The following is a 15,880-nucleotide window of genomic DNA, read 5'->3' on the forward strand; positions in this document are numbered from 1 at the left end:
CGCCTACTCATACCGGGAGGGGCGGGGCTGCGAGAGGCTACGGCGCATGATCATGACTCGGGTGGGCATCACCGCGGCGGCCTCGGCGCTGCCGGACAACGAGGTGGAGACCGCGGAGCTTCAGCGCCGGGTGGCCGCGGACAGCGGACTCCGCCTGCCGGACGGCATGTTCGAGCAGCTCACCGGCGTGCAGCGGCGCCGGATGGCCCGCGACGACGAGTACGCGTCCACGCTCGCGGTCGCGGCCGCCCGGCGCGCGCTGGACAGCGCCGGGCTCGACCCGCTCGACGTCGACCTGCTGCTCTTCGCGTCCGCCAGCCGCGACATGGTGGAGCCGGCCACCGCGCACATCGTGCAGGCCGCGCTGGGCTCGCAGGCGCACGCGCTGGACGTGACGAACGCCTGCAACAGCTTCATCAACGGCATCGACCTGGCCCGGTCCATGATCATCGCGGGGCGGGCCGGGCGCGTGCTGGTCGTCACCGGCGAGACGCCCACCCGCGCGATGCGCCGCACGCTCACCGACATGCGGCAGGCCCGGGACGCGTTCGCCGGATACACGTTCGGCGACGGCGGCGCGGCCGTGCTGCTGGAGGAGGTCTCCCGCGGCGGCATCCTGGACATCGACACGGAGACGCACTCGGAGCACTGGGAGGTCGGCGGCATCGCCGGCGGCGGCTCCCGGCACCCGCGCGGCGACGAGCACACCTACTTCAGCGGCGAGGGCCACACCCTGCGCGCGGTCTTCGAGAAGGTCGGCGCCGGCATCATCGAGCGGGTCGGCGTCCGCACCGGGCTGAGCTGGGACGACTACCGGCACGTGCTCGTCCACCAGGTCACCGTGCCGTACCTGGAGCGGTTCACCGAGATCACCGGCGTGCCGCCGGAGAAGCTGGTCCCCACGCTGCCCACGCTCGGCAACCTGGCCAGCGCCAGCCTCGGCGTCCAGCTCACCCGGATCTTCCCCGATCTGCGCAGCGGCGACCGGGTACTACTGGTCGGCCTCGGCGGCGGCGTCAGCATGATGACCATGGTCTGGGAGAAGGCCTGATGCTGGACCGGCTCCGCGTCACGCTCGCCCGCGACACCGACCGCCCGGCCGTCCTCGGCAGCACGCGCACCGGCCGGGCCCGTCTCCGCGCCACGCGCGGACAACTGCACGACCTCACCGAGGGGTACGCCCGTGCGCTCCACCACCGCGGCCTGCGCGCCGGCGACACGCTCGGCGTCGCCGCGATCCCGGGACCGGCCGCGCTCGCGCTGATGCTGGCCGCACACCGGCTCGGCCTGCGTACCGCCGTCCTCGACCCGCAGGCCGGGCCGGACGTGCTACTCGCCCGGCTCCGGCTCGCCGAGCCCGCGCTGGTCGTCGCGGACGGCGCCGCCCAGGCGCTCGCCTCCTGGGCCGCGCCGCTGGCCCGCCGCGTCCACCTCGCACTCCCGCCGCTCGGCGACCTGGCCCCGGTCGCCACGCTCGGCCGCCGCTGGCCCGGCAGCGCGCCCGCGCTGACCGTCCCGTCCGGCCCGCCGCCACCGATCTTCGAGGGCGACGGCGACGCGGTCATCGTGTTCACGTCCGGCACCACGAGCAGCCCGCGCGCGGTCGTGCACAGCCGGGCCAGCCTGGACGCCGGCATGCAGGCGGTCACCGAGCTGGTCCGCCCGGACGCGGGGTCGCCGGTCGCGGGCGGCACGTTCTTCGTGCTCGCGCCCGCGCTGGTGGCGGGCGCGCCGGTCGCCATGCCGGCCGGGAACCCGCGCACGCTCGCCCGGCAGCTCGCCCACCTGCGCCCGCAGGCCACCTATCTCACGCCGCCGGAGCTGCGGGCCGCGCTGGACGCGGGCACCCGGTTCACCGGGCGCGTCTACAGCGGCTCCGCGCCGGTGTCGGCCGCGCTGCTCTCCCGGGTCCGCGACGCGGGCGCCGACGAGGCGTGGGGCGTCTACGCCCTCACCGAGGTCTTCCCGGCCGCCGCGGTCGAATCCCGCGCCAAGATCGCCTACGACGGCGACGGTGACCTGCTCGGCGCACCGCTGCCCGGCGTCTCCGCCCGCCTCGACGCGGGCGGCGTGCTGGAGCTGCGCGCGCCGCAGATGTGCGACCGCTATCTGGGCGCGCCGCCGCACGAGTGGGTCTCCACCGGCGACATCGCCCGCCTGGAGACCCCGCACCTGGTGCTCTCCGGCCGCGCCAAGGACATGATCCTGCGCGCCGCCGAGAACATCTACCCCGGCCTGTACGAACCGTCGCTCCACGTTCCCGGCGTCGCACTGGCACTGCTGGTCGGCATCCCCGCCCACGACAACGACGAGACCGTGGCCGCGGTCATCGAGCTCTCGCCCGGCGCCTCCGAGGCCGGGGTCCGCGCCGCCCTCCGCGCGCCGCTGCGCCGCATGGGCGACGCCCGCCCCGACCACCTCGTCTTCGCCCCCGTCCCCACCTCCGGCCGCTCCCGCAAACCCGACCGCGCCGCCGCCTCCGCCCTCGCCGCCCGAGCCGTCCGATGACGCCCGCTCGCCCCGGCAGTCACGCCGCGGCCCCGCGGGCCGGTCGGCGCAACACGGCCGATCATGCCGGTCGGCGGGCTGCGGCCGCCCGATTCCACCCGCGCTCCGCGGCCGGCGCGCACACCTCCACGGGCCTGGTGGCGCGGTGAGGGCGCGGACCCGCGACCGGCGGGTCTATCTGAGCGGCCATCCGGTGCTGTTCGCCCTGCTCGCGGCCGTGCGGAGGCGGCCGGTAACGCGGCTGGGCGGGACGCTGCTGGTCAACGGCACGGACGAGTTCATCGAGGCGATGACGCGGCTGCCGCTGGACCGGCAGGCGGAGGGCACCACCGGCGCCATCGCCCGCGACCTGGCCGACGCGGACCTGCTCTTCGACCAGGAGGGTGCCGCCCACCGCACCACCCGGCGCGATCTCGCGGCGCGGTTGAGCAGCACCGGCGTGGAACGGCTGCGGCCGGTGTGGCTGGCGGTGCTGGACCGCCACCTCGTCACGCTGCGCCGGGGCGGTGAGATCGACCTGGTCGCGCTGACCGCGGAGCTGGCCGGTAGCACCGCGGCCGCGCTGCTCGGCATCGAGGCCGACCCGCGTGCGCTGTCCACGGCCGCTCGCGACGCGGCCGCCGCGGCCGCCCGCGCGCACCTGCCCGGCCCTCGCCTGCCGCACCGCCGCGGCCACGACCCGGCGATCACCGCGGCTCGCCTGACCACGCTGCTCGCCTCCGCGCCGCGCATCCCGGCACCACTGCTCGACGGGCCGGCCGCAGGCTGCCCGGTCACCGGGAGAGCCGGGCAGGAGGCCGCCACCAGCACCCCTTCTGCACCCGGCTGCCCGGTCATCGCGGACTCCGGCTCCAGCACCGCTGTCGCCGCTGGGCAGGAGGCCGCGCCGGGCACGGCGAACTCCCCGCTACCGGGCACGACCGGCTCGCATTCCGAGGCCCGGCGGCGGGGCAGGCCCGCAACAGAGACCGGGCCCGAGATGGGGGCCGGGCTGGCGGCGATGCTGGCGGTGGCCGCGATCAACACCACGGTCGCGGCGATTCCGCGGGCGGTCGCCTGGTGTGCGGACGACGGGCTCTGGGATCACGCGGCCACCGGTGGCGAGCGGCTGGACGCGCTGGTCACGGAGTTGCTGCGGGTCATCGTGCCGACGCCGCTGCTGCCCCGGGCGGCCGCTGCGGACGGCACGGTCGGCGGCTGCCCGGTCGCGCACGGGGACCGGCTCGTCCTGGTCACCCGGCACGCGACCGGCGCGCACCGCGACGACCCGGATCCGGCCGCGCCCGCGCCGCCGCACGTGGCGCAGCTGGTCTTCGGCACCGGTCCGCACGCCTGCCCCGGCGCCGGCCTGGCCCGCGCGCAGCTCCGCGACGTGCTCGCCGCGCTGGCGCCGTTCCGCCCGGTCGTGGTCGCTGCCCGCCCGGACCGCGCCGCCGCGCTCCCCGGCTGGCGCACGCTGCGGATCAGACCCACGATCGGGCAGACCGGCGGCGCAGGCTCGTGATCGAGGCGGGGATGCGCGTGGCGGTGACCGGGGGCAGCGGCTTCTGCGGCGGCTACGTGGCACGGGCGGTGGACCGGTGCGGCGCGGGCCTGGTCTGTCTCGGGCGGCGTCCCGGACCGGCCGGCCGGCACGTCCGGTGGGATGCCGCCACCGACGTGCCCGACCTGGACGGCGCGGATCTCGTCATCCACCTGGCCGCGGCCGTCGGCGACCCCGGGCCCGGCAAACGCGAGGAGCAGCGGTTCCGCGCCGTCAACGTGGACGGCACGAAGCGGCTGCTCGACGCCGCGGGCGGGCGGCCGGTGGTGTGGGTGAGCAGCGGGAGCGTGTACCGGACGAAGAGCGGGACCGTGACCGAGGACGCGCCGGTGGCGGATCAGCGGACCGCCTACGGGCGGACGAAGGCGGCCGGGGAACGACTCGCGCTGGAGGCCGGCGCCGTGGTGCTGCGGCCGCGGGCGGTCTACGGGCACGGGGATCCGCATCTGCTGCCGCGGCTGCGGCGGGCGGTCCGGCGGGGCGTGATCCGGTTGCCGGGGCCGGACGTGCTGCTGAGCCTCACCGCGGTGGAGAATCTCGCCGACGCGTGCCTCCGGGCCGGAGACTGGCCGGCGGGCGCTTACAACATCGCGGACGCACACCCGTACCCCCGGAACGAGGTTGTCGCTCTGGTTCTTCCGGGCGTGCGGATCCGGCAGGTGCCGATCGCCGCGGCGCTCGCGGCGGCCGTGCTGGTCCCGGGGCTGGAGATCACGCGGTACGCCGTGGAGCAGCTGGCCTACGGTCTGGTGCTGGACATCGGGCGGGCGCGCGCGCAGGGCTGGGCGCCGGAACGCGTGCTCGGCGATTTTCTAGGCGACGCCGAGCCCGTCCGCTGAGGGGGTGATGATCTCGGCCTCGACCAGCTCGGACGCCAGCGCCTCGGACGCGGCCGCGAACGCGGTCAGCGAGCGCAGCAGCGACCGCCGGGAGCCGGTCGGCATCCTGGCCAGCACCACCTCGATCGCCTGACAGCGCCGCCGGCGGAGCTCCTCCAGCAGCTCGACCGCGGCGGAGGTGAGCGTCAGGTGCACCTCGCGCCGGTCGCGCGGGTCGGGGGCCCGGGTCAGCAGACCGGTCGCGGCGAGGCGGTCGCAGAGGCGGCTGGCCGAGGACGGCACCACGTCCAGCGCCGTGGCGAGCCCGCCGAGCGTCAGCCCGGGGCGCCGGGACAGCACGCTGAGCACCCGGAACTGCGTGGCCGAGACCGGCAGCCGGGGGTCCAGACGGGCGGAGTCGATCACGTCGAGCAAGGGTCCCACGACCGCCTCGACGGCGACCGCCAATTCACCCACGCTCTTCATAACCGAGGCGCATACCCCGCGCCGGGAGCTTCAACCCGATGAACGCGGATCAGTCCGCCCCGTGCCAATCCAGGCAGACGATCACGGCGTCGTCGTCCGGGTCCGTGTCCTCGTGGTAGTCCTGCAGGCCGCGCATCACGGCGCCGACCGCCTCGGCCGGCGGCTGGAGTTTCGTGGCCCGGATCGCGGTGATCATCGCGGCCTGGCCGAACGCCTCGCGGGAGCCGGGCGTGGCCGCGTGCACGCCGTCGCTGACGATGAAGAGCCGGTCACCGGGCTCGAGCAGGAAGCCCTGGGTGGAGTACCTCGCCTCGCCGAACATGCCGAGCGGCAACTGCTGGTCGAGCGTGATCGGCGAGAGCGTCGCGCCCCGGATGCGGAACGCGTGCGGGGACCCGGCGTCGACCGCGGCGACCCTGCCGGTGGCCAGGTCCGCCTCCAGCAGCAGCGTGGCCACGTGCCGCTCGCCGCCGTAGTGGGCGAAGACGGTGTCGGAGGCCAGCTCGGCCTGCTCGACGATGTCACCGGCGGACCGGCGTGCGTTGCGCATCGCGTTGACCGCGAGCCCGGACAGCGCGGACGCGGCCAGCCCGGTGCCGCTGCCGTTCATGACGGTGAGCGTGAGCTTCTCGTCCGTGACGGCCCAGTCGAAGTGGTCGCCGGCCACCGTGTACGCCGGCTCGAGCTGGCCGGCCAGCTCGAAGCGCGGATGACTGAGGCTGCGGCCGGGCAGCAGGTCCCACTGCATCTCGGCGGCCATGGTGAGCCGTTCGCGGCGGCGGGCCCGGCGGTAACGGTCGGTGTCCCGATCCGCGGCGCGCAGCGCGACCGCCAGCTCGTCCGCGGTCTCGGCGAGGCGGTCCAGGTCGAGGCCGTCGCCGTCGAGCACGAGCACGCCGACGCGCTCGCCCCACGCGGTGAGCGGCAGGAACACGCGGCGGCCCTCGACCACCGGCTGCTGACCGGCGAAGCAGCGGGCGGACGCGCCGCGGTCGCGCAGGATGCCGCCGAGCGGGTCGTCGTCGCGGTCGTCGAGCAGCGGCCACAGCCCGGAGATGCGGTAGTCGGCGAAGAGCACGTCCGCCGCGTCGACGCCGTGCCACTCGCGGAGATGGTCGGCCGCGGCCTCGACGAGCAGGTCGGGCGCGGTGGCGCGGAGCCGTGCCCCGAAATCGTCGTCCGCCGCCATCCGGCATCACCTCCCCCTGCCCCACCTTGCCAGCGGTCCGGCCACCGGTCCAGGCACGTTTCAGGACCAAAGTCCCTGTCGGCCCATCAGGGGGTACGGGAAGACTGGAATCGAGCCCGGGAGGCTGTCATGGAGCGGATCGCGATCGGTTACGACGGCACGCCGGAGTCGGCGGCGGCGCTGCGGTGGGCGGCACGGACGGCGGCTCGACGGCACGGCGCGCTCCGGGTGGTGACCGCCTGGACTGCCCGGGAGCGGGCCGTGGCACGGGCGGCCGGGACGTTGCCGGCCGAACGGGAGCGGCTGCAGCGCGCACAGGCGGATGCGATCGACGCCGCGGTGGCGGGCCTGCCGTCGCGCCCGCCGGTGGTGCGTGAGCTGGTCCTGGGCGAGCCGGAGACGGCGCTGGCGCACGCGGCCTCGGACGCGGCGCTGCTGGTGCTCAGTGCCGGTCAGCGGGTACCGCGGCACTACCACGGCCCTTACAGCACGATGAACGGCGTCGAGCGGGCGATCTGAAGGTCGCGGCCCACGCCGTACTCGTAGGAGTTGACGACCGCGTCCAGCCAGAAGATGTACGGCTCGCCCTTCTTCAGCCCGGTCACGGTCTGGGTGATCGTGGTGCAGCCGTCGCCGGCCGGCACGTCCTTCCAGTCCGCCGGCGCCTGGTCGCCGTAGTAGATCGTCTGCGGGATCGCGGCCAGCCGGTACGACATGACCGTCGGATCGCCCACGTTGACCCAGGTCACGGTCGCCTGCCCGGCGCCGGGCGTGACGGTCAGCCCGTTGATCACGTTCGGCCGCAGGTTGCCGATGCACTCCGGCGGGACCGGGCTGACCGACGCGGCCGGGTCCGCGGAGATGGTGAGCACGCTGGTCGGCGTGGGGCTGAGCGGGACACCGGCGGGCGTGGTGCTCGCGGTCGGCGTGCCGGTGAGCACGCGCGTGCTCCACTGGCCGTCGCCCGCGCCCGCGGACGCGTCGGAGGAGGAGCCGGTGGTGCTGCTCTCCGTGGTCAGCCCGAGCACGCTGCAACCGGAGAGCGCGATCGCGGTCGCCACGCCGGCGATGGCGAGTCCGATAGCCCGTGGATGCATTGTCCGACCCTTCCGTGGTCCGCGCACACGCCGTCCATGGCGGTGGTGTGACCAGACGGATCGGCCGCCGCTGCAGCCTCCTGAGCGAAAGCCTCCTGAGCGAATCGGTGCCGCTCAGACTTCCTGAGCGAAGCGGTGCCAGAGGTCGAGTTGCAGCGCGGTGTGGCGGGGCGGGGTGAAGCCGAGCGCGCGGTACCCCGCCTCACCGTCCGGCGAGGCGTGCAGCGACACGCGGGCCACGCCGCGCTTGGCGAACCACTCGATCAGCTCCTCCATGCACGCGCGCGAGTAGCCGCGGCGCCGGTAGTCCGGATCGGTGGCCACGTTGAAGATGTAGCCGCCCTCGCCGGTCGGCGAATTCGGGCTGGCGATGCGCGTGTCCACGCTCCCGACCGCGCAGGCGGCCAGGCCGGTGCCGTCCGGCCGGTCCACGACGAACGCGGCCAGCAGCCCGGCGGAGTCACCGAGCCGCACCCGGAACTGCCGCTCCGCGATGCCGGTCCACTCCCCCTCCGGTGCGTCGCCCTCGCCGAACGCGTCCCGGATCATGACGGCCCGCAGCCGTACCAGCTCTGCCGCGTCCGTCGATTCAGCCCGCCGCACCGTGATCATCACTCGACCCTAGAACGCTCGGGCCGTTTCTCACAGCAGGTTCTTGAGGAGCTGCTCGCCGGCGGGCCACGGGCCGTACCCCGCGGCGCTGTGCAGATGTCCGGCGTCACCTGCGTCGATCAGCTGCGCGCCCCAGTCCTGCGCGTAGTCGCGGGACTCCTCGAACTCGGCATAGGGATCGGTGCGGCTGGCGACCACGATGGCCGGGAACGGCAGCGCGTGCCGCGGCACGTCGATGGCCGGCTCGTCCGGATCGTCCGGCCCCGGTTTCCACTCCGGATCGATGTAGGGCGGCGCGACCAGCAGCGCGCCCTTCACCGGGCCGGCGTGCAGGCTCGCCCAGACCACGGTCGCGATGCACCCGGCGCTGTGCGCGACCAGCACGACGGGCTCGCGGGACGCGGTGATCGCCCGGTGCAGCGCGGCGACGCGCAGGTCGAGGTCGAAGAGCGGGCCGCGGGGACGGGGGACCCACTGGTAGTCCGGGTGGTCGGCCGCCCAGCGCGACTGCCAGTGGTCGGGTGAGGCGGCGCTTCGCCCGGGTACGAGAAGTATCCGTGCCACGGCCACATCATAGACATCCGTCATTGCGCGCGAAGGCCGTCACAGAGTCGGAAGTCCGTCACATCTCGTAGTTGCTCAACTACGGAGCGACATGCTAATCGAACTCGATTGGTGGACAGCAAATATTCTTGGAAAAGGTGGTTTGAGCCCGGAGGCCAGCGGCTAGTAAGCAGGTCGCCGAGCCCCCGGTCGATAGCGTGCACCAACCGTCGACTGCGCCCCCGGGGTTCGGAGGACACCGAGGTGCTGGGAGGACCACCATGACCGCAACGACCACGGCAGACACGAAGGCCCCGGAGCTCAGTCGCGCCGCGAAGGCGGACCGCGCGACCGAACTCCTGTCGACCCTGTGCGCGATGCCCGCCGGACACCCGTCCCGGGAGGCGCTGCGTGACCAGGCGATCGAGGCCTGGCTGCCGCTGGCCCGCCATCTGGCGCTGCGCTTCTCCGGACGCGGCGAGCCGATGGACGACCTGGAGCAGACCGCGACGATCGGACTGATCAAGGCGCTCGACAAGTTCGACCCGGAGCGCGGCGTCGACTTCGCCGGGTACGCGATCCCCACCATCATCGGCGAGATCAAGCGCTACTTCCGCGACCGGACCTGGGACGTGCGGGTCCCGCGCCGGCTGCAGGAGCTGCGGCTGGCCATCTCGGAGGCGAACAGCACGCTGCTGCAGTCGCTGGGCCGCTCCCCGACGGTCGCGGACATCGCCGCGCACCTGAAGGTGACGGAGGAGGAGGTCCTGGAGGGCCTCGAGGGTGCCCGCGCCTACACGGCCACCTCGCTCTCCACCCCGGCCACCGCAGACGGCTCGACCGAGCTCGGCGACACGCTCGGCGGCGTCGACCGCGAGTTCGAGCTGGCCGAGCTGCGCGTCGCGCTGGGCCCGGCGCTGGCGACGCTGGACGAGCGCGAGCAGAAGATCCTCACGCTCCGCTTCTACGGCAACCTCACCCAGTCGCAGATCGCCGACCAGATCGGCGTGTCCCAGATGCACGTCTCCCGGCTGCTGACCCGCGCGCTCACCAAGCTCCGCGGCCACTTCGGTCCGGACGGCTGCTGAGACCCGCGCTGCTGCGCCCTTCCAAGATCCGCGTGCCGGCCAGGTTCCCCCGTGCTTGGCCGGCACGCTTCTATCCGTTTCACGTCACCGTCGGTATCCGAAAAGCGCGAGAAGCGGACCCAGGTATCCGGGGAGCGCGGCGCGGGTGTCATAGACTGCGGTCCCGCACGCGAGCGAAAGAGGAACCACCGGTGATGATGTCCACCTCCACGCAGCCGGTCCGCATCCTCGTGGTCGACGACGATCCCGGCGACGTGCTCATGATCGAGGAGGCGCTGGAGGCCTCCGGCAGCCCCAAGCACGTGGACGTGGTCGGTGACGGGCAGGAGGCGCTGCAGTTCCTGCGGCGCGAGGGCAAGCACGCGGAGGCGCACCGCCCCGACCTGATCCTGCTCGACCTCAACATGCCCCGCGTCGACGGCCGGCAGGTGCTGGCCGAGGTGAAGTCGGACGAGCGGTTGCGGCTGATCCCGATCGTGGTGCTGACCACCTCGAAGGCTGACACGGACATCCTGTCCAGCTACACGCTGCAGGCGAATGCGTACGTGACGAAGCCGATAGACCTCGACGAGTTCGAGAACGTGGTCCGCAACATCGACGAGTTCTTCGGCCAGATCGTCGTGCTCCCGAAGCAGTCCTGGTCCTAGAACGAACTAGCTCGTCAGCTCCTTGATCGCGCCGTGGAACGCCTCCTGGTGGCGGGCCACGTCGTCGAGCGTGGTGTCCGGGCACATCAGCGCCATGTTGTGGGACGGTGCCAGCAGCACGCCCCGGTTCGCCAGGTAGACGTGCAGGTAGTCCTCCAGCTCCGGGTCGGCCGCGGCCGCGGACTGCGTGCCGTTGCGCGGCGCCGGTGACACGAACCGGTAGTCGACCCGCGCGCCCAGCTGGCACACCGACCAGGTCAGTCCGTGCCGGTCCAGCACCAGCCGCACGCCGGCCGCGAACGCGCGGGCCATCGAGATCATGTGCGCGAACGCCGCGTCGGTGAGCACCGACGTCAGCGTGGCCCTGGTCGCGGCCATCGAGAGCGCGTTGCCGCCGGCGTCGGACAGGTCCAGATCGGACCGGGTGGCCAGCGCGTCGGCCAGCTCCGTGGTGATCCCGTACGCGGCCGACGGCACGCCCCCGCCGATCGCCTTCCCGATCGTGACCACGTCCGGCTGCAGCTCCCAGGCGCGGGTCGCACCGCCCGGCCCCTCGGAGAACGTATGCGTCTCGTCGTTGATCAGGTATGTCCCGTATCGCTGGGTCAGCTCCCGGACCTTGGCCAGGTAGCCGATCTCCGGCGTGACGATGCCGACGCCGGTCAGCGCCGGCTCCATCAGCACCGCGGCCACGTCGCCGTGCGCGAGCTCCCGCGCCAGCGCGTCCACGTCGTTGAACTCCACGACGCGGCTGGTGGTGAGCACGTCGACCGGCGCGCCCACGGTCCCGGCCCGGCTGCGCGGCCGGCCGTCCGGCCCGGTCACGATCAGCGTCTCGTCGACCGCGCCGTGGTGGCAGTGGCTGTTGACCAGGATGCGCGGCCGGCCGGTGACCGCGCGCAGCAGCCGGATCGCCCACCGGTTCGCGTCCGTCGCGGTGAGCGCGAAGCTCCACAGCGGCAGCCCGAAGCGGCGGGCCAGCTCCGCGCCGACCGCCTCCGCGTCCTCGGTGGGCAGCGTGGCGCTGAGCCCGGCGCGGCGCAGCGCCTCGGTGACCGGCGCCGGGGAGTGCCCGGCCATCGCGTCCGTGCCACCGAGGCAGAAGTCCGCGTAGTCGTGGCCGTCCAGGTCGGTCACGTGGGCGCCGCGCGCACTGTCCAGATAGAGCGTGATCGGCGCGCGGCCGAACAGGTGCTCGGCGCGCGCGTGGGCCGCGGCGGAGCGCGGGCTGCGATCGGCGTAGGTGGCGCGCTCCCGGGCCAGCAGCGTGGCGAGACGACCGCGGTCGATCATGTGCAGCGCTCCGATCCGGGCCCTTCAAGATAACGTTTTCCGGGGTCCCCCGGAAGGCTAGGAGGTCAGCGCGCGCGGCGGCGTGTCCCGGTAGATCTCCACCGCGCGCTTGGCCAGCGAGGTCGTGGCGCTGGAGTTGGCCCAGGTGCCGAGCACGACCGCGGCACCGGGCACGACCTTGGCGAACATCCGCTTCGCCGCGCGCACGCCCGCCATCTGTGCCAGCCGCAGTCCGAGCCGCAGCATCACGCCGGTCAGCGGCGCGCCGCCCGCACGGGCGAAGAGCGCGCTGGCCCGCTCCCGGCCGGCCGCCACGCCGAGCGCGGTCCTGGCCGTCTCCGCGACCTTGTGCACCCGCTGCAGGACCAGCAGGTCGGTGGCGCGGTCGGAGTGGGTCGGGTCGACGCCGTACGCGGCGGCGATGTGCAGCACCATCCGCGCCTGGGTCCAGGCGAGCACGCCCACGTCGACCACGGCGCCGGGCAGCCCGGCCGCGCCGGAGACCGCGCCGGACAGCCGCGCGTGCGTGCGGAACCGCTTGGTCGCGCGCCGGGCCAGCACGTCGGCCGGCACGCCCGGCTGGGCCGCGCGGGACCGCTCGGCCCAGTCGCGCGCCTGCGGGCCGAGCCGGCGCACGGCCTCCAGCGCGAGGTGCTCCGGTGCGTACTGCGGATCGCTCTTCATCCGGTCCCACAGCCCGCCGGGCGGTGCGGCGATCGACTCGTCCTCGGCGATCGGGTCGTCGTCATCGGGTGCGGGGGCGGAGATGTCAAACCCATCCGAGGGTACGGTCACGTGTGCGCTCCGGAAGACGTGCTGGTGGTGAAGGACAGGATGCCGGTTACCGGCGACGGCCGGACAACCGGGTCAGGAGTCCGCGCAGCTTCTGCTGCGTCTGCGGCTTCGCGAGCTCCCGCTGCACGCGCTGGGCGGCGCTGCGGCCCGAGGGCGAGCGGAGGAATCGCTGAATGCGGTCGACGATGCGTGCCATGGTGGGGCCTCCTCGGTGACGTTTCCACTGTGATACCCCCGCGCCACCTCACCACAACCATCCGAGGCCGAGCTGGGCCGCGATCGCCGCGGACAGCACCACGATCGTGACGCGGCCGGGGCGGACCGGCACCACCACCGCGGCCACGCCGAGCACCAGCAGGCACTCGTCCGGCGAGAGCGGCAGGCCGAGCGCGACGGCCAGCCCGACCACCAGCGGCAGCACCGGCAGCAGCAGCGCCAGCAGCCACCGGCGGTGGAACAACGACAGGATCAACACCGCCAGGAACACGGGGGTACGGAGCAGCGCCTCCCCCAGCGCCCGCCACGGCTGGTCGTCCAGTGCCGCGAGCCCGTCCGTGACGATGCTCGGTCCCCACCCGCCGTCCAGCCCCTCGAAGAACGTGCCGGCGAACCGCCACTCCAGGAAGGCCCAGCCCAGCAGCGCGGACGCGGCCGGGAAGACGATCACCAGCACGGTCGCGCCGATCAGCCCGGGGGCCACGTCCGCGCCGCCGAAACCGTGCCGGCGGATGATCACCGCGCAGGCCACGGCCAGCATCGCCGTGAACAGCACGGCAGAGAGGTCGCACATCACGGCCGCGCCCATGGCGAGCCCGCAGGTGAAGCCGCCGCCGGTGTCCCCGTCCGCCGCGAACCGCACCATCCCGGCCAGGCCCAGAGAGAGCAGCGCCACCACCAGGAACTGCCCCAGGTCGCCGACCGCGAGCCGGCCGAACACCGGCATCCCGCCCAGCCCGGCCAGCAGCGCGCCGACCAGCCAGAACGGCAGGCCGGACCGGGAGAGCCGTTCCGCGAGCACGCCGAGCACCACGCCGGCCACCAGCGCGCCCGCCAGGCCGGCACCGCGCGCGCCGAACGGGGCCAGCCCGGCCACGGCCGCGGGCAGTGGCGGGAACAGCGTGCTGACGAAGCTCAGGTCGTCGGAGCCCCACGCGATGGCCGCGCCCTCCCGGTCCAGGGCCGCGTTGGCGGACTGGTCGCCGGTCCAGAACAGCGCCAGCGCGACGTACGGCGAGGCCAGCGCCAGCCGGAACGCCCAGCGGCGCAGCGTGCCGGCCCGGCGCTCGTGCTGCAGCGTCCTGGCCCGCTGCGGACGGCTGGTGACCGTGGACGGCGCCCGCGGTGGCCACTCAGGTCGAAACGGCGCCGTCTGCGGTGTGCGTGTGTCCCGCGACGGTGCTGAGGCCATGGGTGGTCTTCTCCCAGTAGTGCGGACGGGTGATCAGCTGCCAGAGCGCCTTGTAGGCGGAGATCGAGTGCATGAGCCAGTAGAGCGGGTTCACCAGGCCCCAGGCGACGAGCCGGTACCGCCGTCGTTTGAACGCGCCCATCATCGACACGTAGATCATCAGCGAGTTGCCGAGCAGCAGGTTGGTCAGCCCGCTCCACAGCACCCAGCCCGGGAAGTACGGCGAGAGCGCGCCCGGCGGCAGCAGCAGCGAGATCGCGAACAGCAGGTAGAGCGGCGGGACGCACAGGAACGTCAGCGGCGTGCCGCCCACCAGCAGCGCGAACCCGAACGCCGACCGGAACCCGATCATCCGCAGCAGCGTGATCGGCTGCCGCAGGTGCACCAGCGTGGTCTGCAGGTACCCCTTGATCCACCGGGACCGTTGCCGGATGAAGTTGCCGTACGCCCGGTTCGCCTCCTCGAACGTGGTGGAGTTGATGACGCTCACGGTCCGCCCGAGCGCGGCCGCCCGGATCCCGATGTCCGCGTCCTCGGTGACGTTGAACGGGTCCCACCCGCCGAGCCGGCGCAGCGCGTCCGTGCGGAAGTGGTTGGACGTGCCGCCGAGCGGGATCGGCATCCGGCTCGCGTCCAGGCCCGGCAGCATGTAGTCGAACCAGAACGAGTATTCGAGCGTGAACATCCTGGTCAGCGCGTTCTCGTCCGCGTTCCAGTAGTTCAGCGCCGCCTGCACGCAGGCCAGGCTCCGCCCGCCACGGCGGAACGCGACCACGGCCTTCTTGAGCTGGTCCGGGTCCGGCTTGTCCTCCGCGTCATAGATGACCAGGAACTCGCCCTTCGCCAGGAACAGCCCGACGTTGCACGCCTTCGGCTTGGTCTGCGGCTGCCCGGCCGGGATCGTGACGAACGTGATCGTCTGCGGTGGCCGGGCCGCCTTGGCCGCGTCCCGGGTCTCGTCGTCCTCCTCCTCCAGCAGCAGCAGGATCTGCAGCTTGGACGGTGGATAGTCGAGCGCACCCAGGTTCGCCACCAGGTCGCCGACCACGTTCGCCTCGCGGTAGACCGGGACCAGCACGGTGTAGACCGGCAGGTCCACGTCGCGCAGCGCGGCCACGTCCGCGCCGGTGACCACCTCGAACCGCTCGAACCGCGCGCCGGACAGGCAGATGGCGAACTTGAACCACACGCTGACCAGGAACGCGGCGCCGACGGTGGCGGAGAGCGCGACCAGGACCGAGCGCGGGTAGAGGATCGAGAGCACCACCAGCACGACCAGCACCACGCCGAAGAACCACTGCTGGCCCTTGCTGAGCACGGTGCGCGCGGAGCGGTTCTCGTCGCGGCGCCACAGGCCGAGGCTGGCCTCCTCCAGCACCAGGCCGCGGAAGCCGTGCATCACGGCCACGTCGATGTCCAGACCGGTGACGGCCGCGAACCGCACCTCCGCGCCGCCGAGCCGACGGGACACCTCGACGCGCCGGCGCTCGGACGGCGCCTCCGCGGTGGCGACCAGGACCGAGCCGTCGTCGTGCCGTCGCACCGGGAACCAGGCCGCGGCCACCAGCTCGGTCGGTTCCAGGCCCGAGAGCAACTGCTCGTCCACCGGGTACGCGTCCAGATCCTCCAGGTACGGGATCTCCCAGCCGCGGGCCAGCACGCGGTAGATGTCCAGCCGCCGGACCACGCCGGAGGTGATCAGAATCGTCTCCAGGCGGGCGCCGGTACGCACCCTGGTCTTCACCGCGTCCGACATCTGCTGCCGGGTGAGCAGCCCCGCGTCGACCAGCAGGTCCCCGACCGGGACCCCGACACCCGCCTGCTTCACCATTCCCACACGATATGACGGAAAT

The 15,880-nt window shown here is 73.6% G+C and carries 17 protein-coding genes; 7 read left to right on the forward strand and 10 right to left on the reverse strand.

From position 1 onward, the window contains the following. Positions 1-46 precede the first annotated feature (46 nt). The 4 genes from OP04_RS39670 (at position 47) to OP04_RS39685 (ending at position 4,890) form a co-directional block, all read left to right on the forward strand. Positions 47-1,051 (forward strand): 3-oxoacyl-ACP synthase III family protein, encoded by a 1,005-nt coding sequence (locus OP04_RS39670; protein WP_033345125.1) that lies wholly within the window; start codon positions 47-49, stop codon positions 1,049-1,051. Continuing rightward, the gene (locus tag OP04_RS39675; RefSeq protein ID WP_033345126.1) at positions 1,051-2,508 is read left to right on the forward strand and encodes an AMP-binding protein; all 1,458 of its coding nucleotides are present in this window, start codon (positions 1,051-1,053) and stop codon (positions 2,506-2,508) included. The genes OP04_RS39670 and OP04_RS39675 overlap by 1 nt, the downstream gene beginning before the upstream one ends. A gap of 145 nt (positions 2,509-2,653) precedes the next feature. Next, a complete protein-coding gene (locus OP04_RS39680) occupies positions 2,654-4,012 on the forward strand; it encodes a cytochrome P450 (RefSeq protein WP_033345127.1) in 1,359 nt (452 codons plus the stop codon). 11 nt (positions 4,013-4,023) lie between these two features. Next, positions 4,024-4,890 carry an NAD-dependent epimerase/dehydratase family protein gene (locus OP04_RS39685; RefSeq protein WP_033345190.1) on the forward strand — a complete coding sequence of 289 codons (867 nt, stop codon included), beginning with the start codon at positions 4,024-4,026 and terminating at the stop codon, positions 4,888-4,890. Here the strand turns inward: OP04_RS39685 and OP04_RS39690 are convergent. Together OP04_RS39690 and OP04_RS39695 are read right to left on the reverse strand one after the other, a co-directional pair. Then, positions 4,864-5,355 (reverse strand): MarR family transcriptional regulator, encoded by a 492-nt coding sequence (locus OP04_RS39690; protein ID WP_051799784.1) that lies wholly within the window; start codon positions 5,353-5,355, stop codon positions 4,864-4,866. The genes OP04_RS39685 and OP04_RS39690 overlap by 27 nt on opposite strands. A gap of 49 nt (positions 5,356-5,404) precedes the next feature. Beyond that, positions 5,405-6,544, reverse strand: coding sequence for a PP2C family protein-serine/threonine phosphatase (locus tag OP04_RS39695; RefSeq protein ID WP_033345128.1), 1,140 nt, complete (start codon positions 6,542-6,544; stop codon positions 5,405-5,407). A gap of 129 nt (positions 6,545-6,673) precedes the next feature. Between OP04_RS39695 and OP04_RS39700 the strand changes: the two genes are divergently transcribed. Continuing rightward, entirely contained in the window at positions 6,674-7,063 is a 390-nt protein-coding gene (locus OP04_RS39700; protein ID WP_051799785.1) for a universal stress protein, read from the forward strand. Here the strand turns inward: OP04_RS39700 and OP04_RS39705 are convergent. From OP04_RS39705 to OP04_RS39715, 3 genes are all read right to left on the reverse strand, one after another. Continuing rightward, positions 7,027-7,641 carry a hypothetical protein gene (locus tag OP04_RS39705; RefSeq protein ID WP_033345129.1) on the reverse strand — a complete coding sequence of 205 codons (615 nt, stop codon included), beginning with the start codon at positions 7,639-7,641 and terminating at the stop codon, positions 7,027-7,029. The two genes, OP04_RS39700 and OP04_RS39705, sit on opposite strands and share 37 nt — an antisense overlap. 114 nt (positions 7,642-7,755) lie before the next feature. After that, a complete protein-coding gene (locus OP04_RS39710) occupies positions 7,756-8,253 on the reverse strand; it encodes a GNAT family N-acetyltransferase (RefSeq protein ID WP_033345130.1) in 498 nt (165 codons plus the stop codon). Between the two features lie 30 nt (positions 8,254-8,283). Continuing rightward, complete coding sequence (locus OP04_RS39715; RefSeq protein ID WP_033345193.1) at positions 8,284-8,817, reverse strand: RBBP9/YdeN family alpha/beta hydrolase; 534 nt, start codon at positions 8,815-8,817, stop codon at positions 8,284-8,286. Positions 8,818-9,077: 260 nt separating this feature from the next. Between OP04_RS39715 and OP04_RS39720 the strand changes: the two genes are divergently transcribed. Next, positions 9,078-9,884 (forward strand): SigB/SigF/SigG family RNA polymerase sigma factor, encoded by an 807-nt coding sequence (locus tag OP04_RS39720; RefSeq protein ID WP_033345131.1) that lies wholly within the window; start codon positions 9,078-9,080, stop codon positions 9,882-9,884. Positions 9,885-10,078: 194 nt separating this feature from the next. Further along, positions 10,079-10,531: a response regulator gene (locus tag OP04_RS39725; RefSeq protein WP_085067153.1), complete on the forward strand. Its 453-nt coding sequence runs from the start codon at positions 10,079-10,081 to the stop codon at positions 10,529-10,531. 6 nt (positions 10,532-10,537) lie between these two features. Here OP04_RS39725 and OP04_RS39730 read toward each other — a convergent pair whose 3' ends face one another. The 5 genes from OP04_RS39730 to OP04_RS39745 all read right to left on the reverse strand — a co-directional run bounded on the left by OP04_RS39730 (position 10,538) and on the right by OP04_RS39745 (position 15,858). After that, positions 10,538-11,824: a transaminase gene (locus tag OP04_RS39730; protein WP_085067143.1), complete on the reverse strand. Its 1,287-nt coding sequence runs from the start codon at positions 11,822-11,824 to the stop codon at positions 10,538-10,540. Between the two features lie 57 nt (positions 11,825-11,881). Then, positions 11,882-12,592, reverse strand: a complete 711-nt coding sequence (locus OP04_RS39735; RefSeq protein ID WP_033345196.1) for an EcsC family protein — start codon at positions 12,590-12,592, stop codon at positions 11,882-11,884. 73 nt (positions 12,593-12,665) lie between these two features. After that, the gene (locus OP04_RS55030) at positions 12,666-12,815 is read right to left on the reverse strand and encodes a hypothetical protein (RefSeq protein WP_198154147.1); all 150 of its coding nucleotides are present in this window, start codon (positions 12,813-12,815) and stop codon (positions 12,666-12,668) included. A 48-nt stretch (positions 12,816-12,863) separates the two neighbouring features. After that, a complete protein-coding gene (locus OP04_RS39740) occupies positions 12,864-14,027 on the reverse strand; it encodes a hypothetical protein (protein ID WP_033345132.1) in 1,164 nt (387 codons plus the stop codon). Next, on the reverse strand, positions 13,969-15,858 hold the full coding sequence (locus OP04_RS39745; protein ID WP_051799787.1) for a glycosyltransferase: 1,890 nt from the start codon (positions 15,856-15,858) through the stop codon (positions 13,969-13,971). Before OP04_RS39745 ends, OP04_RS39740 begins: the two co-directional genes overlap by 59 nt. Positions 15,859-15,880 lie beyond the last annotated feature (22 nt).

The organism is Catenuloplanes japonicus (genome assembly GCF_000717135.1).
GTDB classification, from domain to species: domain Bacteria; phylum Actinomycetota; class Actinomycetes; order Mycobacteriales; family Micromonosporaceae; genus Catenuloplanes; species Catenuloplanes japonicus.